At 42.1% G+C, this 26609-nt stretch carries 19 protein-coding genes, 1 tRNA gene and 2 pseudogenes; 10 read left to right on the top strand and 12 right to left on the bottom strand.

Going from position 1 to position 26609, the window contains the following annotated elements; genetic code table 11:
- Nucleotides 1-92: 92 nt before the first annotated feature.
- The 7 genes and pseudogenes from ACZ5A8_RS17840 to ACZ5A8_RS17810 all read left to right on the top strand — a co-directional run bounded on the left by ACZ5A8_RS17840 (nt 93) and on the right by ACZ5A8_RS17810 (nt 5071).
- Nucleotides 93-202, top strand: a tRNA-Met gene (locus ACZ5A8_RS17840).
- Between the two features lie 315 nt (nt 203-517).
- On the top strand, nt 518-1594 hold the full coding sequence (locus ACZ5A8_RS17835) for a uroporphyrinogen decarboxylase family protein (protein ID WP_464530657.1): 1077 nt from the start codon (nt 518-520) through the stop codon (nt 1592-1594).
- 640 nt (nt 1595-2234) lie between these two features.
- Nucleotides 2235-2660 (top strand): DUF421 domain-containing protein, encoded by a 426-nt coding sequence (locus ACZ5A8_RS17830; RefSeq protein WP_464530655.1) that lies wholly within the window; start codon nt 2235-2237, stop codon nt 2658-2660.
- A gap of 45 nt (nt 2661-2705) precedes the next feature.
- Nucleotides 2706-3212: an RNA-guided endonuclease InsQ/TnpB family protein gene (locus ACZ5A8_RS17825; RefSeq protein ID WP_464530654.1), complete on the top strand. Its 507-nt coding sequence runs from the start codon at nt 2706-2708 to the stop codon at nt 3210-3212.
- A gap of 154 nt (nt 3213-3366) precedes the next feature.
- A pseudogene (locus tag ACZ5A8_RS17820) lies at nt 3367-4050 on the top strand (RNA-guided endonuclease TnpB family protein); the annotation flags it as partial.
- 78 nt (nt 4051-4128) lie between these two features.
- A complete protein-coding gene (locus ACZ5A8_RS17815; protein WP_464534194.1) occupies nt 4129-4434 on the top strand; it encodes a YetF domain-containing protein in 306 nt (101 codons plus the stop codon).
- Between the two features lie 190 nt (nt 4435-4624).
- On the top strand, nt 4625-5071 hold the full coding sequence (locus ACZ5A8_RS17810; protein ID WP_464530653.1) for a hemerythrin domain-containing protein: 447 nt from the start codon (nt 4625-4627) through the stop codon (nt 5069-5071).
- Nucleotides 5072-5322: 251 nt separating this feature from the next.
- On the opposite strand, the gene ACZ5A8_RS17805 is transcribed toward ACZ5A8_RS17810, so the two are convergent.
- From ACZ5A8_RS17805 to ACZ5A8_RS17780, 6 genes and pseudogenes are all read right to left on the bottom strand, one after another.
- Nucleotides 5323-5688, bottom strand: coding sequence for a DUF6951 family protein (locus ACZ5A8_RS17805; RefSeq protein ID WP_464530651.1), 366 nt, complete (start codon nt 5686-5688; stop codon nt 5323-5325).
- A 39-nt stretch (nt 5689-5727) separates the two neighbouring features.
- The gene (locus tag ACZ5A8_RS17800) at nt 5728-7407 is read right to left on the bottom strand and encodes a methylamine methyltransferase corrinoid protein reductive activase (RefSeq protein ID WP_464530650.1); all 1680 of its coding nucleotides are present in this window, start codon (nt 7405-7407) and stop codon (nt 5728-5730) included.
- Between the two features lie 863 nt (nt 7408-8270).
- Nucleotides 8271-9290 (bottom strand): annotated as a pseudogene (gene mtaA, locus ACZ5A8_RS17795) (methylcobamide:CoM methyltransferase MtaA).
- 572 nt (nt 9291-9862) lie between these two features.
- Entirely contained in the window at nt 9863-11470 is a 1608-nt protein-coding gene (locus tag ACZ5A8_RS17790; protein ID WP_464530649.1) for a TCP-1/cpn60 chaperonin family protein, read from the bottom strand.
- An 83-nt stretch (nt 11471-11553) separates the two neighbouring features.
- Nucleotides 11554-13488 (bottom strand): hydantoinase/oxoprolinase family protein, encoded by a 1935-nt coding sequence (locus ACZ5A8_RS17785; RefSeq protein ID WP_464530647.1) that lies wholly within the window; start codon nt 13486-13488, stop codon nt 11554-11556.
- Nucleotides 13489-14105: 617 nt separating this feature from the next.
- A complete protein-coding gene (locus tag ACZ5A8_RS17780; protein WP_464530646.1) occupies nt 14106-16010 on the bottom strand; it encodes a methyltransferase cognate corrinoid protein in 1905 nt (634 codons plus the stop codon).
- A gap of 511 nt (nt 16011-16521) precedes the next feature.
- On the opposite strand from ACZ5A8_RS17780, the gene ACZ5A8_RS17775 reads away from it, so the two are divergent.
- Together ACZ5A8_RS17775 and ACZ5A8_RS17770 are read left to right on the top strand one after the other, a co-directional pair.
- Entirely contained in the window at nt 16522-17001 is a 480-nt protein-coding gene (locus tag ACZ5A8_RS17775; protein WP_464530645.1) for a hypothetical protein, read from the top strand.
- A 16-nt stretch (nt 17002-17017) separates the two neighbouring features.
- The gene (locus tag ACZ5A8_RS17770) at nt 17018-17917 is read left to right on the top strand and encodes a hypothetical protein (RefSeq protein WP_464530643.1); all 900 of its coding nucleotides are present in this window, start codon (nt 17018-17020) and stop codon (nt 17915-17917) included.
- 625 nt (nt 17918-18542) lie between these two features.
- On the opposite strand, the gene ACZ5A8_RS17765 is transcribed toward ACZ5A8_RS17770, so the two are convergent.
- From ACZ5A8_RS17765 to ACZ5A8_RS17755, 3 genes are all read right to left on the bottom strand, one after another.
- Nucleotides 18543-19331 carry a helix-turn-helix transcriptional regulator gene (locus tag ACZ5A8_RS17765; RefSeq protein WP_229389863.1) on the bottom strand — a complete coding sequence of 263 codons (789 nt, stop codon included), beginning with the start codon at nt 19329-19331 and terminating at the stop codon, nt 18543-18545.
- A gap of 73 nt (nt 19332-19404) precedes the next feature.
- Entirely contained in the window at nt 19405-21549 is a 2145-nt protein-coding gene (locus tag ACZ5A8_RS17760) for a sensor histidine kinase (RefSeq protein WP_464530642.1), read from the bottom strand.
- A gap of 105 nt (nt 21550-21654) precedes the next feature.
- Complete coding sequence (locus ACZ5A8_RS17755) at nt 21655-22302, bottom strand: PAS domain-containing protein (protein WP_464530641.1); 648 nt, start codon at nt 22300-22302, stop codon at nt 21655-21657.
- 679 nt (nt 22303-22981) lie between these two features.
- Between ACZ5A8_RS17755 and ACZ5A8_RS17750 the strand changes: the two genes are divergently transcribed.
- Nucleotides 22982-23986 carry a PhoU domain-containing protein gene (locus ACZ5A8_RS17750; RefSeq protein ID WP_464534192.1) on the top strand — a complete coding sequence of 335 codons (1005 nt, stop codon included), beginning with the start codon at nt 22982-22984 and terminating at the stop codon, nt 23984-23986.
- 198 nt (nt 23987-24184) lie between these two features.
- Here the strand turns inward: ACZ5A8_RS17750 and ACZ5A8_RS17745 are convergent, their stop codons facing one another.
- The 3 genes from ACZ5A8_RS17745 to ACZ5A8_RS17735 all read right to left on the bottom strand — a co-directional run bounded on the left by ACZ5A8_RS17745 (nt 24185) and on the right by ACZ5A8_RS17735 (nt 26211).
- On the bottom strand, nt 24185-24496 hold the full coding sequence (locus tag ACZ5A8_RS17745) for a hypothetical protein (protein WP_464530639.1): 312 nt from the start codon (nt 24494-24496) through the stop codon (nt 24185-24187).
- On the bottom strand, nt 24477-25424 hold the full coding sequence (locus ACZ5A8_RS17740; protein ID WP_464530637.1) for a DUF7490 domain-containing protein: 948 nt from the start codon (nt 25422-25424) through the stop codon (nt 24477-24479). The genes ACZ5A8_RS17745 and ACZ5A8_RS17740 overlap by 20 nt, the downstream gene beginning before the upstream one ends.
- Before the next feature lie 97 nt (nt 25425-25521).
- Nucleotides 25522-26211, bottom strand: a complete 690-nt coding sequence (locus tag ACZ5A8_RS17735; RefSeq protein WP_464530635.1) for a hypothetical protein — start codon at nt 26209-26211, stop codon at nt 25522-25524.
- Between the last annotated feature and the right edge of the window lie 398 nt (nt 26212-26609).

The raw sequence follows: 26609 nt of genomic DNA, 5'->3' as shown, positions 1-26609 counted from the left end.
ATATTCCCCGTATCAAACATAACAAAAATGCCCTTTTTACTCTCTTCCGATCGTTACCCTTTAATATATGTTAATACATTTGTGTGTTGCAAGCCCGGATAGCCTAGTCGGTTGGGGCGCCAGACTCATAGGGACCTTATATGAGGCGTCTTTAATCTCCTGAGATATCTGGAGGTCGCGTGTTCGAGTCACGCTCCGGGCACCTAAATTTTATTTATTTTCATTTATTTCTTTTAGAGCTTTGATTTCTTTAAAAATTTGTCTTTTTTCTGTTTATTTCCTGTAAATTCACTTTATTAATGACGTTTTTTTGATTAATCCCTGTTAAATTAGGTACTTACTGCAGTTTTCTGGATTAAGGTTATTTCTCTCCATTTTATTCTGTAGTGTTATCTATAAACTGAAAGTATATGGGTTATTTTCCTATTTTTTTGTTTAAGTCGTTACAGTTTCGGTATATGTTTATGTTTTCAGTTGCATATTTCAAAGAAATATAGCTAGTGGAGGAATAATTCTAATGGTAGCCAGGATGACATCATCAGAACGTATGGCGGCTGTTATGTCAGGGCAAAAACCTGACCGCATACCGGTAATTCCATTTGTAGAGGGATATTCTGCAAAAATTACAGGTATATCCCTTGGAGATTTTTATGCAGATGGGGATAAATGCTTTGAGGCGCAGTTTGCGTCCATGAGGCTTCACGGTTATGAGCAAATTCCAATGTATGGATATGCATCGTGCGGAGCATGGGAATTTGGAGGGGAGATAGCTTTTCCTTATGGAAAAGGGCAGGGCGCACCCTATATAAAAAAGCACCCTGTGAATACCATAGAAGATATTGAAAAGCTTGAAGTCCCGGATTTTGAAAGAGAATTGCCTGGTGCATATAAAATTGCAGATAGGGTTGCAGCCAGATGTTTTGAACTCGGAATGCCGGTTACTATACAAATCGGCAGTAATTTTACTGCAGCCTCGGTCGTTGCGGATACATCTGAGTTCTTAACATGGCTTATCATGGACCCGAAAGCTGTTCATCTCTTACTTGGTAAGGTAAGTGATATGTTTATTAACGCTTTAGATTATTTTGCAGATAAATACGGCTCAGAAAGCCTGCTTCCATTTGACGGAGGGCCATCCGAATCAAATAATATGATTCCTCCGCAAATGTTTGAGGAATTTGCGTATCCATATATGAAAAAGGTTCACAGCCGTGTAAAAGAATTAGGAATACATGCTGTGCTTATGCACCCATGTGCCGATCAGAACCTGAATCTTCCATACTATGCAAAGTTAAGAGAAGAACTAAACTGGTCTGGAAAATACTTCTGGCTCTTCGGACCGGAGACACCTATCAAGGATCAGATCAAAATGTTTGGAAACCACGATGTTATCTGTGGTAATATCAATCCTCCACTCTTCCTGACCAGTTCATATGAAGAAGTTATGGAACTTTGCAGGCAAAATATCGAAGAAGGCATTAATTCTCCTTCTGGATTTATTCTCTCCCCAGGTTGCGAATTTCCGGTCAATGCAGCGCCTATAAAAATCATGGCAATGATGGATGCAGCAGAAAAATATGGCAGATCTGAATGAGAAAGGTATGAATTTAGAATTCTGCAGAAAATTCAGATTATCAGGAGCCTATCCCGAAACTATAAATTGATTCTCAGAATTCCGTGTCTCGAATAATAGATCGAGTTTCTGATCATGAAAAATTGTTCTGAATATTACTGATTTAAGAATAAAATTGGGTTCGGGATGAGCTCCAGATCTAATTCAGATTACCAGCTTTTTATAGGGAGGGTTTGAATAAATCCTCTTTCTTTTCTGCCATAAAAAACTGAGAGGTTTTGGATATTTTGAATTCTATATAAACAGCGAAATCTCTAGCAGGTTAAGGCTCCGGGCACTTTACGTTTTTTTCTAATTCTAATTTTAAGAGAAAGCCCTATCTTTTTTGATACTATTCTTTGTCTTTGATTCTCAGTTTTTATATAAATTTAATTCTCTCAATAAGCCTTCTCATGTCCCTTTTCTCTACATTATCTCGCCTTTCTTGTGTTTAATTTCTTTTTTATCCTTTTCAGGAAACCGAACCTGAAAGGTTTTATGCTCTTAGAAAGGGACTGAATAATATAGTAAATGAGCCGATTGAGGTTTTCGAACTAACAAGGATTTTTATAGCTTCTGTTCCCTGGCTTTTTTAGCTGAAGTGATTCTCAGGTCAGCTTTCATGTTTATTTTTGCACTAATTATCATGCGCTTATTAGGCAGGAGAGCAGTTGACCAGCTTACATCCTTTGATCTTTTGATTATTATTGCTCTTGGATCGGCTATGGGAGATCCTATGTTTTATCCGGACGTTGCTCTCCTGTGGTCAGTCTTTGCAATCGGGACCATTACGGTATGTTACAGGATACAGACATTGCTTGTGAATAGATTTCCCCGGTATGAGGATTTGACTGAGGGTATGCCCGTAAAAATTATAAGTAACGGAGTTCTGAACTCACAATCAATAAGAAAGCATACACCTACTCAGGACGAGATTTTCCTTTTATCTCATAAGGCGGGAAGCCTCCTTCCTCAGCACATCGGACTTTCGCCCGAATGGTACAGGGAGGGGATGAGAGCCGTCAACTTCCCAACATCATACCGGTAGTTATCCTGTTAATATTGATATAGTTTCCAAACGTATATAATGCCGATGAAGAGAGGAATCCGATACAGAATTTACCCTAATAAGGAACAAAAAGCCCTTATGGAAAAACACTTCGGCAGTACTCGATTTGTCTACAATAAACTTCTTGAAATAAAATCATTGATGTATAAAAAATTCAGAATAAGTATATCTGAATTTGAACTTAATAACCATATTCAAGTTCTTAAAGAAGCTTATCCTTTCTTGAAAGAAGTAAATTCTCAATCTCTGCAACAAACTAGCAAAAATCTTAATTCTGCATTCAACCATTTCTTTAAGGATGGGTTTAAATATCCACAAAAGAAAAGAAAAAGAGATAATTATTTCTCTTTCCAAATTCCACAACATTATATTATTAATTTTGCTACCTCTAAAATTAATTTACCAAAAATCGGTTGGATAAAAGTTAAGATACATAAGCAACTTTTTAAGAAAATGGAATTAGAAGGAAATATTATTAAAAGTAATTCCATTGGTCATCGGTTAAGGAAAAATCGTTATCACTTGCATTGATTTTCATAAAATTTGTTAAATTATTCATCAAATGCAAAACTGGAATCTGATATCGATTTCAATTTAAACACTAAACATTTGGGTTTGAGTTTTTCCGTCGAAATCGAGATCCGCAGCTCAAAATCCTTAACCGAATACAAATGAAAGTAATTCTAATTCTGAATTTCTAAAAACAATAACGGTATCGAGAACCCCTACAGAAAAATACTATATCAGTATCTTAACTGATGATGGAGAGAAATGTCCTGAACCTGAATCATTTTCCCATGCTACAATGATTGGAGTTGATGTTGGACTTTTGACTTTTGCTACTCTTTCTACAGGAGAAAAAATAGATAATCCTAAATTCCTGAAAACTTCTCTTGAAAGATTGAAATTCTTGCAAAGAAGAGTTTCCAGGAAAGTCATAGGTTCAAAAAACCGTAGAAAGGCAGCATACAAACTTGCTAAGTTGCATGAGAAAATTGCTAATCAGAGACATGACTTTCAACATAAAGTTTCAAAAAAGCTAATCAGCGAAAACCAAGCAGTAGCAGTTGAAACTTTAAATATTAAAGGAATGAAAAAGAACCACAAATTAGCACAGGCTATTAGTGATTCAGCATGGTATTCTTTCGTGCAAAAATTAACATACAAAGCTGAATGGTCTGGTAAAACAGTTTTGAAGATAGGTCAATGGGAATCATCTTCAAAAACTTGTAACGTTTGTGGTTATAAGCATCCAAATTTGACAGAAGATATTAGAGAGTGGCTTTGTCCTTCCTGTAATGTTTTGCATGATAGGGACATTAATGCAGCTATCAATATAAAGAAATTCGCCGTAGGGACTACGGTTTGAGCCTGTGGACCAGGAAAAAACGGCAACCGCCTAGTATGAAGCAGGAAGCACCTTCCTCAAAAATCTGAGTTTACGAAGATTTTAGGTAGGTGTAGTTCACTGAGAAACAAGGGTATCAGAACTCTAGGGGAAATCGAGACTGCTTATCTTGAAAGAGACGGTAGTGTGAGTGTTTTTAAATTTCCGGCTGAAAAACAGAGGCCTGGCCTGCCCACAATCTCTGAAGATATGATTAAGGAATTAAACCCTCACAAAGCAGGTACTAAGGTCGAAAGCTCAGGTTATTACTCTTGCTATAAAACAGGTGATACTAACTGGCTGGAAAAAGGGAGTTCATTTCCGGATTGTGAGGGAGATGTATGGATACATTCAGAGCACACGTGAATATTTTTATTCCCATTGTTTTCATCTTACTTCATGATATTTTGTTTTTATTTTTATACTAATATCTATAAAAAGAAATTAAGTAGATTCCTTTTACCATTACTGTTTTTATTAATTGGGAGTACCGGTTACTTATTTATATGCTTGACCGAATAACCTTTGTTATACCTCAAATCAGAGGGGGGGAATCATGGAAACAATTTATGACATACTGATAAGAGAACATAAAATGGTATCTGACCTTTTTCAACAGGCTATGCGTGATAACTCAAGAGAAACTCTGCTTAAAATAAAAGCTGAAACTGATCCTCATATGGCAGGGGAAGAAAAACTCTTCTATCCAGAGCTTGAGAAGAAAGAGGAATTACGTGATCTTGTCAACCATGCTTACGAAGAGCACGATGAAGCAAGATCCCTGATGTCTGAACTCGAAAATATGAAAGAGGGGGACAAAAACTGGGCATCTAAACTCAAAGAGCTGAAAGAAAGCATAGAGCATCACGTGGAAGAAGAAGAGAGTAATGTATTTAAGGAAGCGCGAAATGTCATCAGCCAGAAGAATGCAGAAGAGATGGCTAAGCAGTACCTTGAATTTAAACAGACATTTAAAGAACAGATGCCGGCCAGTATGTCCTGAGCATTAAAGGAAAAGCAAAGGGAAAGTAAGAAATGGGAAAGTAGGAAATTACCGGATTCTAAAAGCAATTTTCCCATTTCTTTTTTCCTTTGCTCTTTACCATCAATTTTGTAATTACTGGTAAAACAAGCTTTTTTAGAAAGGGGAATAAAAAGTCAAACTGCTTTTTTAGTTTCAGTTACAAAACTGAATCAGATCTAAAATTAAATAAGAAGCGAGGGCTGGCTGTGTAGAAAGGCCCTGCTCAGAAGTTACTCATAATCTGAAGCGGTACACTTACTGACTTCAAGAAAAGGCGTTTTTAAAAGCCTTACTTCTGCCAGCTCTTTTTCTATACTGAAAACATCGAACACCGCAGAAGGAATAAGACAGTGCATGGTACAGTCCAGGGCACATTCTTTAGTGCATTCGAAGGAACAGTTCATTTGCCTTTCCATTTCACTTATGAGATTTTTTTCAATATCGGATAATTCCTGAACCGGGATTTCAAGGCAAGCGAATTCTCTGAACTTTTCACAGGGAGTGTCAATCTCTATGATGATTCTGCCTCCTTCAACTCTCCCCTTTATTGTGTGGTCTGTACCACAGACGCGAGAAGATATGCTTATTTGTGTCATTTTGAAGCCCTTCCAGTTGTATGTTTTTAAAATTTTCCGTCAATATACTCCGCCGGTCATACCACTTCTCTGAGGTCCGTTTACACTTAGAGCTGCAATATTTTTGAAGTCTATTGCTTTTATCGGGCATGCCCTTACGCAGCGTCTGCAGCTTGTTCCAAGACAGTCCTGGGTCCTGCAACTTGCAAAGAAACTTCCGTTTTTCTCTATGGTCACAAGGGCGTTTTCCGGGCATTCTTCGTTACAGCGACTGCACTGGAGGCAGCCTTCTACAGGAACCACTATAGTGATCCCCACATCTTCTACTATCTCTACAGGAACATTTCCTGTTTCTTCTATGTCTCTGGTAACCTTTTTTTCCATCTCTGCATTCTCTGCGGGTTCAGGGAGAGGGGGGTATTTGTACATTTTGAAAAACTTTTTGTATAGCTTCATACTCATGCCTTCGGTCCAGTAAGAAAGTTCGCACGTATAGATATTCTTGAAGGTCTCACTGGTAGCCATCATCAGGTGATCGGCTTTTATCGTCCCTGCAAGGGCAATTACTTCCCCGAGCCTGGATTCGTCGAGGATAATTTCACGTGCAAGGGCTATGGAAGTGTTTCCGAATTGAACGGTCTTTTTTGAGAAATCCGGGCAGGAGCCTATTTTTCTGGCTTTCCTGCAGTCCACATATGTCCCTGAGGCTCCTGACATGTAGACGTTTTCCAGTTCCTCAAAAGGTATTCCGGCTTCAAGCAGGAGGGTTAACTGAGCTGCCCTTATTGCTCCGATGGCTTTTCCGGCTTCAGCGATATCTCCGTCTGTAATTTCTATACCGTTTCCAAGGATCAGCCTTCCATTTGGCAGTTTAGGAGGCTGTTCCATAAGCCCTGTTTCCATTGCAATGGCAATAACTGCAATTACACCTGTTCCGGTAATTCCCACGGCTTCGATTTCCCCTTTTTCCATAATCTCACCGGTAACAGGGTTTATCAGAGCCCCGGGTCTTCCTTCCATCTTTTCGTTCAAGACTGTAAGTCGCCAGTAGTCCTTTTCGTTGCCTTCCTTTTCAATATTTACATCAGAAATCGCACCCGGGCTCGCAATCATTCCGCAGCTGATACCCTGCCCTTCGATTGCAGGTCCTGCAGCTGCACTGCCTGTGATAATCCGGTCCCCGGCTTTTATTGCCATTTCAGCATTCGTGCCATAGTCGGTGACAATGGAAACCTCTTTCCGGTTCAGGAAATCTGTTTCGATCATCATGGCAAGGGCGTCAGCTCCTATCTCGTGGGCGATAGCCGGAGGCACAGTTATTTCGCAATTCGGCAGCTCCAGAACACCCCTGAAAAGTTCGGATGCCGGAAAGACCCTGGCACTCCTGTCCACATTCTCGACTCCAAGCCTTTTCTGCATATTCTTCCCTGCAAAGGCGAGGTCCCTGATTTCCGAGTTCTGGAAGAGTGAAAGCTGTATTGGGTTCCCGCATACTACCAGTTTCTGAATGCAGGCTGGGTCTACCTCAAATGTCTCAATAATCTTACTGACCGCATCCAGTATGATATTGTTTGCAATGTCTTCTCCTACTTCCAGTGCAAAGTCCAGATGGTCAATTACATTGCCCCCAGGAAGGGGGTGCCTCATTGTCATGGCGGTTCTTGTGACTTTTTTTGTTTCCAGGTCTATAAGCTGCGCTCTAAAGCCGCTGGTTCCCAGGTCAAGTGCGATCCCGTACATTTTTATACTCCACTTGCAGCAGTCGTTGATATTATGAAAAAAATAACCTTCATATCCTGTCCACATCAGGATACGTATACCTAATGACGCTGTATACAATCAATTTCAGGCAGTGAAATGAGCTGCGCAGCTTTTCACTATTATTCAGTCCTTTTTTAACTAAATTTTAGGCTTAAATCTATATAACATAATTCGGGACTTATCGTAAAGGGTCCTGATTTCAGTAAGGTCATTGATTTTTGAAGGGGCATTGATTTTTTAGGGGTATCGATTTACAGAAGCTATATGTTATTGAGGGAGCCAGGCACGGTGAAAATATTAATTACTTTCCGAAAAATAGTCTCTTCTTCCCGAAAGACGATCTTTAATCCAGCAAATCCAGGATGCATTCGGTTTGAGATGACCAACTTTGAAAGGGCTGACCCTGATGGATATTAAAATTTAGGAACTTTCTAGCTTTGTGTGGCAAAACACTTTCTAATGCAAAATTAGACGAAGAGCTTCGTAGATCATTTGGGGGGGACACCCACAGAAATACCGGATCCTCATTAAAAAACCTGATTAAAATGAATTAATGGATGTTACCAGAATTTCCATCATGTTTTTTAGCTTCGTATTCTTCGGAAGCAGTTTGATGTTTAGCCTTCTATTCTATTGGATCAATGTTTGAATATTTTGGCTATTTGGTCTTTTTCTCTTTTTTCTTCTATTTTGTCTACGAGACCGCTCTCCTTCGTTGAGCGTGACAAGAATGGTCATTACAGTGAATAAGGTTGTACGGGCTAGAAATATCAGCAATTTAGTCCTCTTGGGATGAGCGAAACGTAGCGGAAGGGACGCTCATTCCCGAGGCGCAGTTCGCGTTAGACATAATACTCGTCTCTCGCTTCAACAAGCGCCTTTATATTTTTTGTCGGGGTTTTTGGGGCAATTCCGCAACCGGGAGCAAGTATGTCAATTCCTTCTCTAAGGCATTTCTGTGCTTCTTCTTTTATCTCTTCACAGGTTCCATTAAGCATGATTCCTGAAGAGGAAAGGTTTCCTATCAGGTTTATTTTTCCCCCGACAAGTTTTTTTGCAGCCCGCAGGTCGGTTACTTTCTCTTCGATGCTTATTCCCTGAAAGCCGCATTCTGAAAGAGTTTTAAGGATAGGGGTTGAGTTCCCGCAAACATGTACGAGTTTTATTCCTTTTCCTGATCTGCAGAACCCTTCATACTCTGGTTTTATGAGGGCATCAAAATGCCTGGGATCAAGCATATCCGGTCCTGCTATCCCATCTACTATACAGACTGCATCTGTCCCGACTTCGGACAGGATTTCTGCGTATTCGGAACAGATCGCTCCTGTGACTTTAAGGCATTCTCTTACAGTCTCGGGCCTTCTGATTATCCATGTGAGAAAATTGTAGGTGCCAAGCAGCCTTGAGGCAAGGGATGCCGGGCCTTCCATACCCGCTATCAGGGGAATTTCGTCGCCTGCCTTTTCCCTCAGGATGGAAGTTACATCAGCAATAAGGGGAATTCTTCCTCTTTCAGCAAAATCTGAGGGAAGCTCCATCTCTTCCGGTTCCTTTGCAAAAGGATGAGAACCTGGAGATGGCTGAATGTCCTATCTTCCAGGGTTAATCCTGCAGCCCAGAGCTTCAGATAGGACGGTGAGGCAAAAAGGATAGCGAACGGCTTCAAGGCCTGCAAAAGTATGGGCTGAAAGGGCAAGGTCTGCCATTTTTCCAGCGTCAAAGTGAGCATCAGGCCAGGCTGCTCCGCTCTTTTTCATGAGCTCAACGGTTCCTGTCTGAGTTACCGAAAGAACAGGCACTTTATCCACAGTTTTTCCATTCAGTGCGTTCAGGAAACGGTCTCTTAGGTTTGGGTCTGCCATTAAAATCTGCCATTAAAGTTCTTTTTATTGCGTTAAGCTTTTGTAGCTTTTTTCTTTTGAGAACTAATACGAGCAGGATTACTTTTATATTTTTCATCTAAAATATCTGTAAATTAGTTATATAAATTAATCCTCATATGCGGTATTTTAAATATATGACTTTTTAACGAATTGTCTGCAGATTTGTTTATTTTGATTTACGGTCTTCCCCTGATCAATTGGTCCATACCATTTCAGAAACCTTAAATGGTATTTTCTACTTTTCTCCTGCACCTCGCATGGTTACAGCTAGTCGCCAGCCTGAAAAATACTCACTTTGCCCAGGAACCACTTAATTCAGATTATAAGTTATTCCCCCCAGCTTGTCGGCGGTTCTTCGCAAAAAGAAAAGAAGCATTATTTTCGAGTTTTCTTTTCTTCTGAGTTCCCTTTTCTTCTGGTTTTTCGTTTTTCTTCTCTCTTCTTCTTTATTCCACAAGACGGACTGACATTCGCGGATAAGAATGATGCTGCAGATAAATGATATAAAATACCATATATGTTGTAACGGACCAAACTAAGGATTTCAAGCTTTACTTCTTCGGGACTATCTCGTCTATCCTGAGCACATTTCTTGATGTTTCCGTAGCTGCTATAATTGCCAGTTTCTTTACCGTTGCTGAATCGTATACTTTCGGCCCTTTATCAGTTACCTTTCGTGAGAGGTCTATTCTTGCTTCTATTCCTCTTGCATATGAATTCTTCATCTGCGCCATTGCATCTATTTCATTCATTCCCATATTTCTGGCAAGAATAGTCGGGATCTTTTCGAGGGCTTCTGCATACGCCTGAACTGCAAGCTGTCTCTTTCCGGTCTGTGTTGTCGCAAACAGCCTGACCATGTGCGCCAGTTCAAACTCTATTGCTCCTCCTCCATTCACGATTTCTCTGTTTTTTAGAAGGAATGCCGCATTATTCAGGGCATCGTCAACTGCTTCTTCTACCTTGTCAAGCCCGTACTTTACAGGTTCCCATATTAAAATAGTGGCTACTGCTTTATCTTTCACGGCGATGAAAACAAAGTTTTCCCCGTTTTTCTTTTCAAGCCTTATGCTATCTGCTTTTCCAAGGTCGTAGGGATGAATCTCGTCCTGCTGACTCATCAGGGTTGTACCTGTTGCTTCCGCAAGCTTTTCAAGATCTTTCATCTTCAGTTTCTTAAACGCCAGTATATTACTATCCCTGAGTAAAGTTTCAATATAGGGGTCAATATCTCCTTCGGAAAAGAGTACATTTGCACCTGAATCAATAATTTTTCTAGCAATTCCCCCGCACATCTGCTTTTTCCTCTCTTCAAAAAGGAGTGCAGTCTGCACTGAGTCCATTTTGAGATTATGCTGGGGGTTTAAGTATCCGCTTTTTATTTTAAGGTCATAATTCGTAATCAGGACCGCAGGATTTTCAAACTCATCTGGCATATCTCCCCTTGCCGGATTTTCGTCCATAATCATGCCTTCAAGGGCAACGATCTCAGGTCCGCCTTTCTTTTTGAGGATTTTGATGTTTCTGTTAAGGTCCAGCCTTCCAGCCTGTTTTTCGTTAAGGTGCTTTATAACCTGAAGGACGATATCCGTAACAGCTTCTGCCTGATGCTTTTCGATTCCTTTTCCTGTTGCCGAGCACATTATAGTTGTGCGTACGTCCTCTTCCGATGCCTGCTTTATGCTGTACTGCAGCATCTCATACGTTTTTTGCATGGCAAGCTCGTAACCTTCTATAATGATTGTCGGGTGTACTCCTGCCCTTATTAGTCTGACAGCGTTTTTAATGAGGTTGCTTGCAAAAATAACGGCTGTTTTTGTGCCGTCTCCGCAGGCTTTATCCATGGATTCGGCAAGCTTTTTAAAGGAAGTTACAACCGGGTGAAGTACATCCATCTCTTTTAAGATAACTTTCCCGTCGCTCGTAACGAAAATATCCCCCACGGGGTTTACTATTATCTTGTTCATCCCTTTCGGCCCCAGGGATGAACCAAGCAGCTCGTCAATCTCTATGGCTGCCCTTTCAAGCAGGTCTATGAGCCCTTCTTCTTTTACCGGCTCGTCGATCTGGATCTTGTCTCTTATCGTCCGTGCCAGTTTTGCCATTCCGTCCTGGCTTTCCAGGGTCGTGTTGCCTGATGTTTTTAGTTCGCTTGCCATGTTCTTCCCCTTTTGCTGCGGTTCCTGCCGTTTAAACCTCTTGCTTTTTAGACATGCTGAACGTTGCCGTTTCTACACGTTATTTATGCCAGTTTTCCGGTCGTCCCTACACCGACTCCGACCAGGCGGGTTTCCATAGGGTTTTTTCCCCTGCTTCCCACATCATTTTGTTTGAGGTCGAATTCTACATTTTCCATCTCAAGCCCGTACCCATCCATGTATTCCATAATCAATCTGTGGCTGAGTTTAAGCCCATAGTCCAGGGCTTCTCCATAATCTTCAAAGACCTCTTTTCCAAGTCTGGAGAATACAGAATATTCTGCTTTCCCTGCTGCTGAAGGGCGGATAAGGACCTCTGTCCTGTGGATTACTTTCCCTACAAGGGCGCCCACGGCATTTCCGACTTCATGGAAAGCAGGAATCCTTATGTCTGCATCCACAGCCTCATTCAGTTCTTTCAGATATGCTCTTACAGGTGCACCTACCAGGACTACAGGGACCTTTATGCGGAACTTCAGGAAACTTTCTTTTACCAGAAGCTTTTCAATATCCTCTTTTTTCAGGTCCTCCGCAAAGAAGGAAATCAGTTCGAGAGTAAGTTTTCTTACGACTTCAGCCTTAACCTGGGCTGAAAAATCCTCTGCCCCTTTTTTGAGGGTCTTTCCAAGAACTTTTGCTCCTATAAAGGAAGCCCTTCCGTCCCATCTTGCGTATTCTCCAAGCACGTGGAGGGCATCGGTTGGTGTAAACCCTATCTGACTGACGTGCCTTTTTCGGATGAGGCTTTTCAGAGTCCCTGCAAACATAAGCGGGTGTTTGCCTGTCCTCTCAGAGAGCTCCGATATCGAGAGGGGTTCTGTTCCCAGATGTTCGATAATTGCTCTCTCATCTTCTTCGAGATCCCCACTGAGAAGTTCAGGAGAGTTTATCCCGCTCCTCATGAAAAATGAGGTTGGCTGTATGATTTCATCCATTATGCGTTCGTTTGGGGCATCATTTTTCTCCAATTTCTTTGGAAGACCCGGGAACTCTGATGCTGCAAGACAGAGTGGAATAACCCTTGATGGCCCCAGATATGTTTTTCTTCTGATCCAGACCAGGCTATCTCCTCCAAGAGCTGAGGTCTCCATCCTGATCGCTTTTACCATGGTTTTCCAGCCCCCAACTCGTGCTCCCGAATCACTTATATCCGGTATGCCTCCGGAAATCATGGCAATATCAGTACTTGTGCCTCCAACATCCACAGTTGCACAGGTATCCAGACATGTGAGGTGTGCGGCTCCCACAAGGCTTGCTGCAGGTCCGGAAAATATTGATTCTACAGGTTTTTGCAGGGCTTCTTCAATGCGGACCAGAGACCCGTCACACTTCATCATCATCAGGGTTGCCTTTATCTCTTTTTCTTCCATTACTGTCTGGACGGATTTAATAAACTGTTTGCTTACAGGAATCAGTTCAGCGTTCAGGAGAGCTGTCACAGCCCTTTCGTAAGCCCCCAGGCTCATGGAAAGCTCGTGCCCGCAGACAACCGGCATGTCCGTTATTTCCTGAATTACTTCCTTTACCTTAAGCTCATGTTCCGGGTTCCTGACTCCGAAATAACCGGAGACTGCAAAAGCAGCCACTTTATTCTTTACCTGTCTGACAAACTCCCTGATTGCTTCCAGGTCTTCAAGGGGGGCAATTTCGTTCCCATCCGAATCATGCCCTCCTCCGATTGATATTACATAGCGACTGGCAAGTTTTTTGGGGATTGTGTGTCCTATGAGGATTAGCCCTGCAGGATAGCCTTTGCCCTCAAGCGTAGTATTGGTAGCAAGGGTTGTAGAAACAGAAACGAATTTTATCCTTTTCAGATATCCCGGGTCCAGCCCTTCAATGGAATTCTTTATTCCCCTTATTAGGTCAGGATAAGTTGTAAGCGCTTTATTTGACTCGATTATGTCTCCATTTGACATATCCATGACAGCGGCATCAGTATATGTCCCTCCCGTATCAATTCCCAATCCCAGATACATTCAATTCCTCCTTTGCAGTTTCTATGGCTGGCCTTCTTTCGCCTGCTTCAGTTCCTGTCCCTAACATTCTATAGCCCGCCTTACTTCTGCCCACTTTACCTCTGCTTTCTCCCAATTCTGAGAGCCCAACATTCTTTCAAAGGCAAAACCCTTTTTCAAAAAAGATCTTATAATTTTTACTTTGCGGCTTTTATAATGGAGAGGGGCGGAGAAGACAAAGTCATATTAATCCGCCCTTCCGGCTCTCTTTTTTTGCTGCCTTTATGGTTAGTCCATCTCTTTTTTGTCCCACTTTCTATTTTCAGTCTCATTTTTCATCTTTATGGATCACATGCTGCTTTTAGTTTTTATAAATGGAGATTTCCCGCTTTTTCTTCACATGTAACTTATACGGTTTTCTGCTGATACTCTGGAGCTCAGGAGTTAGATCAACTCCTGTGTGGAGGTTAAAATACGGTGAAAATGGTTTTTAGTTGTCTGTGGGCGTTTTTCTGTTTTCCGAATTTTTAAAGGCCTTATGGAGATTTTTCTTATTTGGGGCTGAATAATATTATTAAGTATTTGATCTTGATTTTAAACCGAAATGGGGAGAGGTTATTCGCCCCATTAAGGAGAATTTACCCCATTATCTTTTTCTGGAGTTCTGGACCGAACTCTTTTACTGTATTTACCATTGCCTGCACGGTGGTCAGCGGACCTCCGGGTGGGACTTCACAGCCAGTAGACAGAATATACTTGGACTGCAAGCCGTTCTCTTTGAGCACAGGTATCGCGTTTTCCAGCAGGGTTTTTGTGTCGTCCCTGACCTTCTGCACACCTGCTGCAGAGCCGTCCATAAATTCAACAGGGTTTACTTCTCCCATCATGCAGCACATATCTCCGTATTTGGGGATGAGGTCTGCATAGTTCTGGGACCCCTTATCTCTGGACTTCTCATAATAGGCGTAGCTGTAAAGAGAAGTGCCAAACTTCTTGATCTGGGTCTCAAAGTGCACAGCATCAGCACAGTTGTGGATGATATACGGCTGATTATACTGCTTGAATAGCGGGACGTGCTGGTCATAGACAAACTTCCCATCGAATTTCCAGTAGTCCTGCTCGCTCATAATAACGTTGTTTGACCAGAGGTTGTCAATACAGAGAGCATCACAGGCACCTTCGCTGAAAAAGAGTTCGGTGAGCTGGCAGATGTAATCAGTACACTTCTGGACAGCTTCAAGGACAACATCAGGCTGGGTCTTCATGTCCATCAGGATGCGGTCTGCCCCCATCAGCTGGGTAAGGGTGAGCAGGGGACCTTCGTGGAAGCCGATAAAAGGAGTGTTGAGCTCTTTGTTGATTTTTTCCTTTGCCATCTTTGAAGCCATAACCAGTTCATAGCCACGGGTTCCTTTCTTGAGCTCAGGGACTTCAATCTTCTCATAGTCCTTGATGTGCCCTTCGGAGGACGGGGTATCGTCTTCAGGATATTTGATCTTACATCCGAAGTCCGCAGATGTGGCTGAAAGGTCGGCAAGGCCCACAAACATGTCAAGGTCAAGGTACTTGCAACCGAGGAAAGAGCTCTCTGTGAAAGCTTCTGCTTTTGTGGCATAGTCCCTGTAGTTAACCCCTGCAAATTTTCTGAGGACACCACAGGCAAGAGGATAGACAGGCAGGCGGTCGACCTTCTTGTCGGACATGGCGGATACCGTCCTGTCAATGTGGGTCATTTCCTCCTTACTTTTCACACCAATACTTTCGAATTCTTCTTTGATCCTGCTGGCAGTTTCAAGTCCTATATCCACTTTGTCGGAAACTGTCTTCTTCGCAAGGATCTCTCTGTACTTAATCTTCCCGAGGTTAATCTTCTCTTCACTCCACCTTGCAGCTTTGGGATCGAGCTCCTTCACGGCTTCAGATGCCCAGGCGCTTGCGTGCATTGCATCAGGGTGGGTTGAATCAGCCCCAATTCCGGAGGCATATTCTTCGGAAACAGGAGCTCCCCCAATCATGATTTTTATGGAGTCACGTATGCCTTCTTCCTGAAGGATTTCAATGACTTTTTCCATATTGGTCATGGTTGTGGTCATCAGTGCGCTCATGGAAATAAGGTCAGCTTCGTGCTCTTTTGCGGTTTCAACAAACTTCTCTATAGGCACATCTGCACCAAGGTCGATCATCTTAAACCCGCCTGCACTGAGCATGGTCTTTACCAGGTTCTTGCCAATGTCGTGTACATCTCCTTCAATGGTCCCTATGACTCCGACAGCCTGCAGGGCTCCCTCTTCCTTTGTCATTTCAGGGGAGAGGATATCCATGCCTGCGTACATTGCGCCTGAAGCCAGGAGCAGGTGAGGTACAAAGGCTTCACCTTTCTCATACTGGTCACTGACAATTGCCATCCCTCTTGCCAGCCCGTTAACGATTGCGTCGTAGGGGTCAACGCCCTCGTCAAGTGCCTTTTGTGCCAGTTCTTCTGCAAGGTCGTCGTCTCCGTCGACGACAGCTTCCGCTAATTGGTTTAAAATATCTGCTGCCATAAAAAACGCTTCCTCCATTTTTACAGGTATTTCCTGGTTAACAGTTAGTAGCTCAATTAAGGCTCATTGCTCAGTAAGCCTCTGTATGACTGTTAACTTCCGATAATACATTAATTGCAAAACATATAACATAAACGCAGAGATTTGATTAACGCAGTTAACATCTCTTCTGATGCTTAATTCTGCTTATTCTACTGATTTTATAAATTCCCCTGATCCAGTAATATTTACTGATATTGTTAACCCTCATGATCTCGTTGTTTAGTCCAATCTTACGAATCGGCCTGATTTTACAGGATACTTCTATTCTATCAGAGGGTTTAATCTGATCAAAGCCTTTGATCACACAGGGACTGATCAGCCGGGATATATGGGAAAGCAGTGAACTTTCTCAAGATGTGAGCTGCCTGGGAGCTGCCAGAATGATCCAGAATGATAATAAACTAAAAAAGTAAAAATAGTGGGACACCTTTCTATTGAGAGTCGAATTCAGATCTCAGGAGGAGTTTTTTTGAATAAATACATAAAAGTAGCCTTATTTCTGATTTTCATATGCTGGGTTCTAAGTTCTGTTAGTGGTTGTGCAGTTCCTGATGAAAGCAAACGCTCCTCTGTCTCTGTTGAAGATATCAACGTGAAGTCTTCATTTGAAGGAAATTCGAAATCTAGCGAAACATCGGAGAAAGTCCTGAATGTGACCGCCTGCATTATAAATGCAGACAAGGCGGATAGTTCAGCTCTTCGGATTCGGTTTAAGTTAGAGGAGACCGACTCAATTGAGCCGCCCTCCTACCACGAGGTGGCAACAGAGAATGTAGAACTTGACTGCATAAAAGGCAGGTCCATGCTTTATCAGTCAGTACAGATAGCCGTTTCCGGTCCGGGAACATATGACGTTGAAGTCTCCGTTTCCGAAGAAGGAAAATCCTCTTCGCCTAGTCTTGGTATGGTCTTTTTCGTTGGAGAAGAAGGGGAAGTTGGAACGTTCTGAAATGGGGAGTGAGTCGATGATTAAAAATCAGAAAACACTACTGATTCTTACCTTCGTTGTGCTGGCTCCGTTCTTATTATTTGGGGGCTTTATTTTCATATTAACCTATTACGACCAGGCATTTTACTATTCAAACGGGGTTAACATCGGCTCCCCTGTATATTACACTCATGCTATTTCCAGTGCAAAAGGAGCCGGATACGATTACAGTGTGAATGTCGGACCCGGAGGAGTGCAACCCGGAGTTATTGAAGGGCTTGACCCGAGACTTGGTTCGGATTATCGAGTAAACTCGATGGATCTTTACTATTCAAATTCTTCTTGGTTTTCGATCTCTTTTTCGAATAACGGAGATTCAACCTTTTCTTTCTGGAACCAGGATTCCCTTGCAAAGTACAGGCCAGAAGATCTTCCGGAGAGAGAATGGGTAGTCAACAAATTCAAAATAATGTATTGGATGAATGAAAAAGAAACTGAAGCATATCTCCCGGCAGAGGACTGGGCGATTAACGACATCTTTTTCGAGCAGGTAACCATAACAAAATATCCAGATATCGCAGCAATCCGCAGGCATCTTTTAGAGGAGTCCACCATTTCAACTTTTGATGCGGAAAATTCAGCAGGGGAAGGTGGAAGTACAGAAACATTTTATAACGGCAGCGAAAAAATAGGGTCCATAAGCTACTTTGTTCCAGCTGCAGAAATAAGTTTTAAAGACGGATCGAGCACTTACACGGTTCATATTGACAGGCTGGGGGGTGTTCGTCTCTATATATCTCTCAGATCAAACAGTTCAGAAATGACAATTCCTGAAAGGGATTATAGAGCCGTATTTAAAAGAATGTTCGCAGATCTGGGGCTCCCTCCTGAAAAAGTCGATGAGGTTGAGTTCGAGTATGGCGAAGGTTTCTGGTGACAGGTATCTGCAGTTCTTTTTTTTGTTTTTTCTAAGCACATAAAGGCTTAAACCATCTCACCAGCCATACAAGAAAAATACCAGCAGGTAGATTCCTATTGTTCTAAGAAAAGCTAAGTACAGAAGTATATTCCTTTTCCAAAGAATACTTTTCCTTATTTTGGAAACCGCAGCTTAATTTTATAATTATAGGGCATCTCCACCAGCTTGTCTGGCGACCCTTCCCAAAAAGCAAAAATAAGTCAAAAGAAGAAGCCTGAATATGCTGTAATAGTGTTAAAAGCAAGCGGAAGTTTTTATTTGCTCATTTTACTTTTCTTCTTTTTATTTGTTTGCAAGACCGTTCTCCTTCGTTGAGCGTGACAAGAAGGGTTTGTTATAGTGAATAAGGTTGTACAGGTCATAAGTATGAGGTTTAACCTTTCTTATCGAGGCTTTTTAGAATTCGTCGATAGTGGGCTCCAGAATCGCAACTAGGGGAGCGGTTCAGGGATCGAAAAAGAAGAGGCTGGAGATTCTCAATTCCGATCCTTCTGCGTCAAGTTCTGGAGTGAAGTGTGTATCTCCCGAGCCCTGTAGAACTTGATTTTCTTATATTTTTTCCGATGAAGCTTTCAACTCTTCCTCATTCGATTTCCTTTATTTCCTTTGAGTTTTTCATGTAATGCAAAAAGAGGTCTTCTCCCCATTTCAGGGCTGTTTTTTCCATGCTCAGCATTGCATGATTGTGGTATATCCCGTTTCTATAAAAGAGGGAGAGAGCTAGAAAATGGTCCGTTACTACACTTGATGCCACCTTTACAGGGCAGTCGCAGACAAAGATTTTCGCATTATCTCTGTCCAGATATTCCCTGAGGGATACGCTATATTCTTTTTTCAGTCTTTCAAATACTGGCTTTGTGATTATCAGAGATACGTCAGTTCCTTTTTTCACGAGCTCAACATAGGTTGACGGGTAGGCAGGGTTAAAATAAGAGGAAACTTCCATAACATGGGTTGACCTGCTCAGTTTTTCTTCTATTTTCTGGGGGATTTCATACATCCGATCAAGGTCGGGCTCAATGAACTCACAGTGCCCGAGGTCATCTATTCGGTCCAGAAGGTTGACAGGAATTGCACTGATATTATGGTTCTCCCAGTAGTCCATATTCTCTGAAAACACTCCAAGAGTGTTAAGAAGAGGCCTCATTTTCTTGACTACTACCTTCCCGATATCCGAGAGTTTGTAAAGGTCATCCTCATGAGTAATAAGCCCCTGGCTGATGAGGATTTTGATCTGGGTCATGATCGCACTTGAAGTCACATTCAGTATGTTTTTTATCTCGTCAATGTTTCGGGGCTCTTCCATCAGCAGTAAAAGAAGGTCTTTCCTTTTGTCCGAGAGAAAAAGAGTGCCCAGTAGTTCCAGTTTCATCGTAAATCTCCAGCCACTTCACTTAAACATTTTTCAATTTTAGTTCTTAGCTCTTTTAATCCACATTTCCGATTCAAGAATTCTTTTTTGGAAGCCTTACATGCATCGTGGTTCCCGAACCTTCCTCGCTTTCTACCCAGATTTCCCCTTCATGAGCGTTGACAATGTTTTTACAAATATAGAACCCTGATTCAAGTCCCTGGTACCTGCGGGTCATGGAATCGTCAACCTGGTAGATTCTGTGGAAAAGGTGAGGGATCAGCCTTTTATGGATGCCTGTCCCGCTGTCTTTTACGGTTATGTGGATATTGCCTTCTTCCTCTGCAGCTTTTACTTCCAGTGTCCCGCCGTGAGGCGTAAACTTGATTGCATTGCCCATGAGAGTAGTGAACAGATCTGTCAGTTTCTGTTTATCACCCGGGATTGGTTGCAGGTTTGCAGGCAGTTCCTTTTCGACTTTCAGTTCTTTTTCATCTATCAGGAGTATCAGGTTAAGGTACACATCCGAAAGTATCTTTTTTATCTCGACTTCGGCAAAAGAGTATTCGATCTTTCCTGCCTGTTCAAGGCTCAGATAGAGCAGGGAATCTACCATTTGTTTCAGCCTCTCCGAACTGTTAATTACTGCATCTATAGCTTTCTGCTGCTGGTCTTCGATGGTTTCCAGGGTCTCGAAATTCATAAGGTCACTGTAATTTACTTTTATCTGAGGCAGGCTTTCAGCCATAAATTCCGCTTTTATCCGGTTAAGGGACCTGAGCTCATCATTAGTTTTAGAGACGTCTTCAGAGTGAGCTTTAAGAGCATCTTCAAGCTGTTTTCTCTGGATGAGCTGCCACATACCCTGCATGAGAAGGGTCAGCTGGCGTAAGTCCGATTCGTCATAAGGCTCGTCCTTATTTCCCACACCTGCAACTGCAACTATCCTATCTCCGTCAAATACAGGCACGTTTACATGGCGGGTAAGGTGAACATGGTCTTTTGGATACCCTTTTTTCAGGGAACTGGGAGCCGTATAATCGTTCGTGATAATGGGTTTACGCTGCCGGATTGCCTCTCCCCAGAGCCCTGTTGTTTTCACGGGATAAATAAAGCGCTTGTCTTCGATTGCACATTCTTCCATTGCGCTCTTTGACCAGGAATGCATGATCAGGGAGGTCTCATAGGCGTCCATAAACGCAAGGTACCCGAGTTTGCTGCCTGTAAGTCTGACCGCCTCTTCCCGGGCAAAGTCTGTTATTTCTTTTAAAGAGGCTCCTGTCATCCGGTTTAGCTTTACAAGGGCTTCGAGCCGGGCTTCATTAAGTTTCTGTGCTGCTTCGGCTTTCTTGCGCTCAGTAATGTCTCTGGCAACCGAAAGGATCGTTTTCTTCCCTTCGTAATTAATGATCCTGGCACTGACTTCAAGGGGAACAACTGTGCCGTCCTTGCAGATTGCTCCTGCTGCGTAAACCCTTGATCCCTCACTCTGAATCTTTTTAAGGTTCTCGCGGACAGAGTCCCAGTATTCAGCAGGGATAATCTCTTCGGCTTCCATTTTCAGGATCTCTTCTTTATCATATCCCAGCCGGTTTTCAACTGCCTGGTTTACATCCATGTAGCTTTTTCCTTCAGGTTCGCGGATATACAGCTGGTCATTGATATTATTGAAAATTGTCCTGAACTTATGCTCGGACTCCCGCAGGGTCTCTTCTGCCAGTTTATGTTCTACCGCTATCGCTGCCAGCTGGGCATTTGTTCTCATAAAATCCAGATCCTCTTTCTCTGGCCTGTGCGCCTCGCCGTAGTACATGGAAATAACCCCAAGGACTTCTCCGGAGGATGAAATTATGGGCTCTGACCAGCAGGCTTTTAGCCCTGCCTCAGCTGCAAGTTCCCTGTATTCTGTCCAGTAAGGGTGTTCCATTACATTATCCACGGTCACCCTTTTTTTCAAGAAGGCTGCGGTTCCGAACGAAGTCGCTCCAAAGCCTACCTCGATCCCGTCAGTCTTCTGCCTGTAAAACTCCGGAAACCCTGGAGCAACGCAGTAAAAGAGATGTTTTTTCTCCCGGTCAAGCAGCATTACCGAGCATATGGAACCTGGTCTGATCTTTTCCATATTCCGAATAAGAAGGAGAAATACTTCTTCCAATGGAGCTCCGGAAGCTAGTTGACCGAGTACCATATTCTGTCCTTTAACCATTTCTTCAGCCAGTTTGCGCTCGGTTATATCCACGATTATGCCCTGGTAGTAAGTGATTTCTCCTTCTTTGTTCCTTCTGATAAGGGTCCTGTCATCGATATATCTTATCTTCCCTGACTTCGTAAGGACCCGATATTCCTAGGTACATTCAGTATATCCGTTTCTGGAAAACTTTTCAACTTCAGTGCGAATTCTTTCCCTGTCCCCGGGATGGATAAGATCTGTGTACAGCATTCTCCTTGAGGTAAAATCTTCCGGAGTATAGCCAAGCTTTGTAATGTTTTCAGAAACGAATTCAACAGGCCAGCCCTCTTCAGGCCTGCATAAAAATACGAACACAGGGCTGCTGTTTATAACATTTTTCAATTCATTTTTCTTTTTCAGAGCTTTTTGCATCGATTCCTCAGCTTTTTTACGCTGCGTAGCGTCGCAGAGAGTGCCCTGATAATGGCTAACTTTTCCATCCTCGTCTCTTCTGACAAGAACTTTCACTTCCCCCCATCGTGTTTCTCCTGAAGCTGTCAGTATTCTGTACTCCTGTGTCAGCTCAGTGCACCCCTTCTCCGAGAATTCGGCAATCTCCGATTTTACTCTTTCAACATCCTCAGGATGGACAATATCGAGATACCGGATATTTCCTGAGATGAAGTCTTCAACTGCATATCCGAACTGCCAGATATTTTCCGTGATAAGTTCCACAGGCCAGCTCTCAGTTGATTTGCACAAAAAAATGACTATAGGGCTGCTGTTTATAAGTGATTCCAGATTTATATCGAATTGTTTCATCGTCCAATACCTTTGTTTTAATTATATGGGTTGCCCATTTCCATGAACAATATGCTTGAGCTGCTTATTATGTTCAGGGTACAGGGAACAAATTTCTATATAATCAACTGGTTTTGAGCTACTGTAACGTTGAGAAACGGGCTATACGCAAAAATGCTTTAAGGCGATTTTTTACTTCCATATCTAGTGCCATGAGGATTTTCGGTTTAAGGACTTAGAAGCTAACTATATGTAAAAAGCTGAATTCTTTTCAAATAAAATAGAATTACTGGCTTATTTATTTTTTTATTTTTTTATTTTTTATTTATCTTTTTATCAATTTATATTGCAAAAGTGTAAAGATGGACAACCTGGTTTTCTTTCCAGCAGTTTTACTTCGTGTGAGGATATCTTAACAGCCTCTACTTTTCGAGATAAGGCTTTTTCAGTCACCAGTAAAGAAAGTTTATAAAAAGAGGTATTTCTTTATAAACTTCGTTTTATATACAATTTGTATGTAATATCTTAAGTAATTCTATGTTTTTCTATGATTCATTCTCACCCCTATATACTATACTTAGACGACAAACTCATGGATTATTTCTTATTTTGATCTTCAACTTTCAAGATACCTTTATATATCAATATCGTCTATATAGATCTTTTACTATTCATTAGTATCTCCTCAGGGGGCTTATTTATTACCAAGGATAAAAGAAAAGTCCAGTTTACCGGAAATTCTACCTATATCGTGTCTCTTCCCATAAAATGGGTCAGGGATATAGGGCTTGAGGCCGGGGACACACTTACTCTTACTCCCATGCCTAACAAAACGCTGCTTGTCTCCTCCGGTGCGGTTTCGAAAGATCATTCTGCCCTTAAAGCAACTATAGATTATCTTCACTCCGACAGTGCGGAAAACAACTTAAGAATCCTTATTTCTCATTATCTTGTAGGTTATGATGTAATCAGGCTGACTACCAAAAAAGGTTTCAGTGCCTATGACCGCAAGTTTATAAAAGATTCTGTGCGCCAGAAACTTATAGGTCTGGAACTTGTGGAAGAATCGCGTAATGAACTTGTTTTCCAGTGCCTCCTGAACTATAACGACTTGCCTCTCGGCCGTGTAATCAAAAACATGTATGGGCTCGTCCTCTCAATGCTTGAAGATTCTATGACTGCCCTTAGGGACCATAATGTGGAAATCGCCGAGGATGTCATCCAGAGGGATGATGACGTGGACCGTTTCTACCTTCTTGCAGTCCGTCAGCTCAAGGCCTCAATTGAGGATATCGAACTCTCAGAAAAGATAGGAATCAGGCATCCACGGGAATGTCTCGGGTACAGGCTTATTACCAAGAGTATTGAGCGCGTAGGAGACCATGCAGTAAGGATCGCCAGGAACGTCCTTAAAATGGACTCCGGAATCAGTACTGATGACCCGATTTTCAAGATGGCTGAACTCTCTCAGAAAGTTTTCGAGAGTTCAATATATTCAATGCAGGAAGAGGACCTGCAGGCTATAAACAAAATTGTTGTCGAAGCCAAAAAGGTTTCCCAGTTCGGAGTTTCTCTTGAAACAAAGGGTGGAGACGACTCTGGCAACATCGAGCTTAGCATGATCCTTGAGAGCCTGCGAAGAGTTTCGGAATACAGCGCCGATATCGCAGAAGTTGCCCTCAACATGAACATAAAGCAGGTCTGAACCGAAAGGTTTCTATCCTGTTCCCTTTCATTTTTTATACTCTATATTTGCCTGATTTTTCCCTATTTTTTAATTTTCGTGCTTCCACAATATCCGGTTGATATTATTGGACTTACGCATAAACTAAAAAATCATAGTATTAACTCTTCTACTATCTAAAAAAGGTATTTAGTCCCTCTAAAAGGCTATGGTTAACGTTTATTTGGAAAGAGGAACTTGACCATACAAATCCCTATAATCAGGACTAGCAAAACTAAAGAGAGCCTGCATAAGTGCCTGGTACTTTGGATGGAAAAGGGCAATTATCGCCTCCTGCATATTGAAGAAAAAAGAAAACAATGCGATGAAAATAAGAGCCAAAAGAACAATCAGCACAGCTGCATTTACAAGTTTTTTGAATGACATCTCATTATTTTCCGGTGTATGATCTGTCTCGGGCATTCGGCCCTCCACAGAATTACGATCCTTATTTTTTTCCTCGATGTAGGGACTATCTTCTTTTCCGACCATTTAATCCCTCTTTTCCATCCTTTTTACTCTCAAGGCCCCCTTTTTTCATTATAATAACTGCAGCCAGCAAGAGAACCACACACATGACCAAACCCTCAAAACCGGGAGTCGGATCCTCGGAACTGGAAGTTCCTTCTTCGATCGGGGATTCAACAGGAGTGCCTTCTTCCACAAGTGGGTAATTTTTGGTAACACTCCGCTCTATCTTATCCATTTTTACTGTCTCAGTGACTTCGGAAGTGATAATTTCCCTCCCATTTTCTTCCACAGTAACCGAAAATGTATATTCCGCTCTTCTTGGGAGTACAAAGCGCACATGCCCTCTAAGCTGGCTTGAACCTTTGACAATCCCGAGTTCGTCACTTTCAGTATATGCGGTGTACGCATCTGGTTTTGCAGTGACTACCATGGTCAGAGCTTTGGAATCTCCTCCCTGGTTATAAACCCCGGGAGATATATCCACCACAACCTTTGTGTCCCTATCAGTGAACTGGGTAATTACAAGGTTCATATTGGTGAGCAGGATATCAGCCGGCTGGTCAGCGGAGGAGTTCGCTTTTATGGTGACAGACCTGCTCCAGGAATCAAGGAGCTGACCCTCCTCAAAAAGCTGGGTCTCCACTTCATAATTCCCTGGGTTTATAACCTCCAGCGACAAACTATTGTAAGCAAGAGATTGGGCTTTGACGTAACCCATATCCATATCTCTTTCTGCAACAATCAGCTGGGTCTCCTGATCAATGATCTTTACTTTAATAGAAAGCATAGAACTGTCAGTGTTCTGGTCATTGCGGATATAAGGGGTGGTTGTCAGAAGGGTGCCCTGGCCCTGGGGAGTGGACATTACATCCACATTCTGGATAAAAACTTCATCATATTCCCTGAAAATGTCTCCTGACCTTTCAGAGCATCCAGAAGTGAGGATCAAAACCAGTGAAATGCTGATTAGAAATCCACTGAAAAATAAAAGAGGAGATTTGTTAGGTTTTATATGAAACCCGAATCTCATGAAAACCAGATCCTGATTATAGTTTTACTTTAAGTACAAGGGTCTGGGAATCAAGAAGATAATCCCCTTTCATCAGATTTACATACACATCAGTTTCCCCATTGGGAGCATCTTTTAGAATAGGAAGCGTCACACCCCGTGTATAGGAAGTTCCTCCCTTTGCCATAGCCTCGGTAATATTAACGCTCGCATTGTTCCCAATTAGCTTGTTTTCGATGTCTACCAGCACGTACATTGATCCGTTGGATATGGTCGTCTGTCCGCTGTTTTTTACAGAAAATTTTACTGTGACATTTCCGCCCTTCTCAGTTTCCCATGTAGAAACAGGGGGAGATGCACGCAGCTTGTCCATGCTTTCGGCAAAGCCGACGAACTGAAGTTTCGCATCAGGCAAGACAATGGTCTGTACAGGCATAACCTTCGTCTTGATTATGGTTTTTTCTTCTTTATCGATACCCGAAGCATATGATAAGGTCAACATTGAGGTATCTTCAACCCCATCAAACGAAGGAGCCATAACCCTGAAACTTACAGTGGCCTTGTTGCCAGAAGGAATATTCACCTGTGAACTTGGCTCTACAATTGTAAATAGATCAAATGAACTTACAGACACCGAGTCAATTGCCTGGGTGCTGTTATTATTTAATACATTCACGGAAATATCCTGCTCAGTAAACTCCTTGATTACCAGGGGTTCCATGCTCACAGCTAGCTCTTCCGGACTGACTGGTGAGCTTGTCTTTATCGTCGATGCACAGCCAGATATAAAGCTGAAATAAGTAGCATCAAAGCCAGTAACTTCTTCATATTAGTACCCTCCCCGAATTTCAAATCTGAGTATTGTTCTGTAACCACTGGGCAAAAGTGTAAAGAGTTTAATAATCTATCACCCAAAAATAAAATTACCTGAACGTACACAGTAAATCGAAGATTCGGTTCGCAATCTTTCTATCTATAAAATCCACGTATGTGAATATAATCTTTACTATCTGTAGTCGACAATGAATTCATTTGCATATATGCGCATAAAAACTTTCATTATTCTATTTATATACTAAAATACTTCTATGGATATATAAAAATTATATTATTTTTTCGCATGAC

The sequence above is a fragment of the Methanosarcina subterranea genome, from assembly GCF_055385895.1.
This window is presented reverse-complemented; position numbering and strand designations above follow the sequence as displayed.

Excerpts from the sequence above, each read along its gene's own strand:
- ACZ5A8_RS17835 (WP_464530657.1), top strand. The coding sequence starts at position 518 with ATGGTAGCCAGGATGACATCATCAGAACGTATGGCGGCTGTTATGTCA.
- ACZ5A8_RS17830 (WP_464530655.1), top strand. The coding sequence starts at position 2,235 with ATGTTTATTTTTGCACTAATTATCATGCGCTTATTAGGCAGGAGAGCA.
- ACZ5A8_RS17825 (WP_464530654.1), top strand. The coding sequence starts at position 2,706 with ATGAAGAGAGGAATCCGATACAGAATTTACCCTAATAAGGAACAAAAA.
- ACZ5A8_RS17810 (WP_464530653.1), top strand. The coding sequence starts at position 4,625 with ATGGAAACAATTTATGACATACTGATAAGAGAACATAAAATGGTATCT.
- ACZ5A8_RS17805 (WP_464530651.1), bottom strand. The coding sequence starts at position 5,688 with ATGACACAAATAAGCATATCTTCTCGCGTCTGTGGTACAGACCACACA.
- ACZ5A8_RS17800 (WP_464530650.1), bottom strand. The coding sequence starts at position 7,407 with ATGTACGGGATCGCACTTGACCTGGGAACCAGCGGCTTTAGAGCGCAG.
- ACZ5A8_RS17790 (WP_464530649.1), bottom strand. The coding sequence starts at position 11,470 with ATGGCAAGCGAACTAAAAACATCAGGCAACACGACCCTGGAAAGCCAG.
- ACZ5A8_RS17785 (WP_464530647.1), bottom strand. The coding sequence starts at position 13,488 with ATGTATCTGGGATTGGGAATTGATACGGGAGGGACATATACTGATGCC.
- ACZ5A8_RS17780 (WP_464530646.1), bottom strand. The coding sequence starts at position 16,010 with ATGGCAGCAGATATTTTAAACCAATTAGCGGAAGCTGTCGTCGACGGA.
- ACZ5A8_RS17770 (WP_464530643.1), top strand. The coding sequence starts at position 17,018 with ATGATTAAAAATCAGAAAACACTACTGATTCTTACCTTCGTTGTGCTG.
- ACZ5A8_RS17765 (WP_229389863.1), bottom strand. The coding sequence starts at position 19,331 with ATGAAACTGGAACTACTGGGCACTCTTTTTCTCTCGGACAAAAGGAAA.
- ACZ5A8_RS17755 (WP_464530641.1), bottom strand. The coding sequence starts at position 22,302 with ATGAAACAATTCGATATAAATCTGGAATCACTTATAAACAGCAGCCCT.
- ACZ5A8_RS17745 (WP_464530639.1), bottom strand. The coding sequence starts at position 24,496 with ATGGTCGGAAAAGAAGATAGTCCCTACATCGAGGAAAAAAATAAGGAT.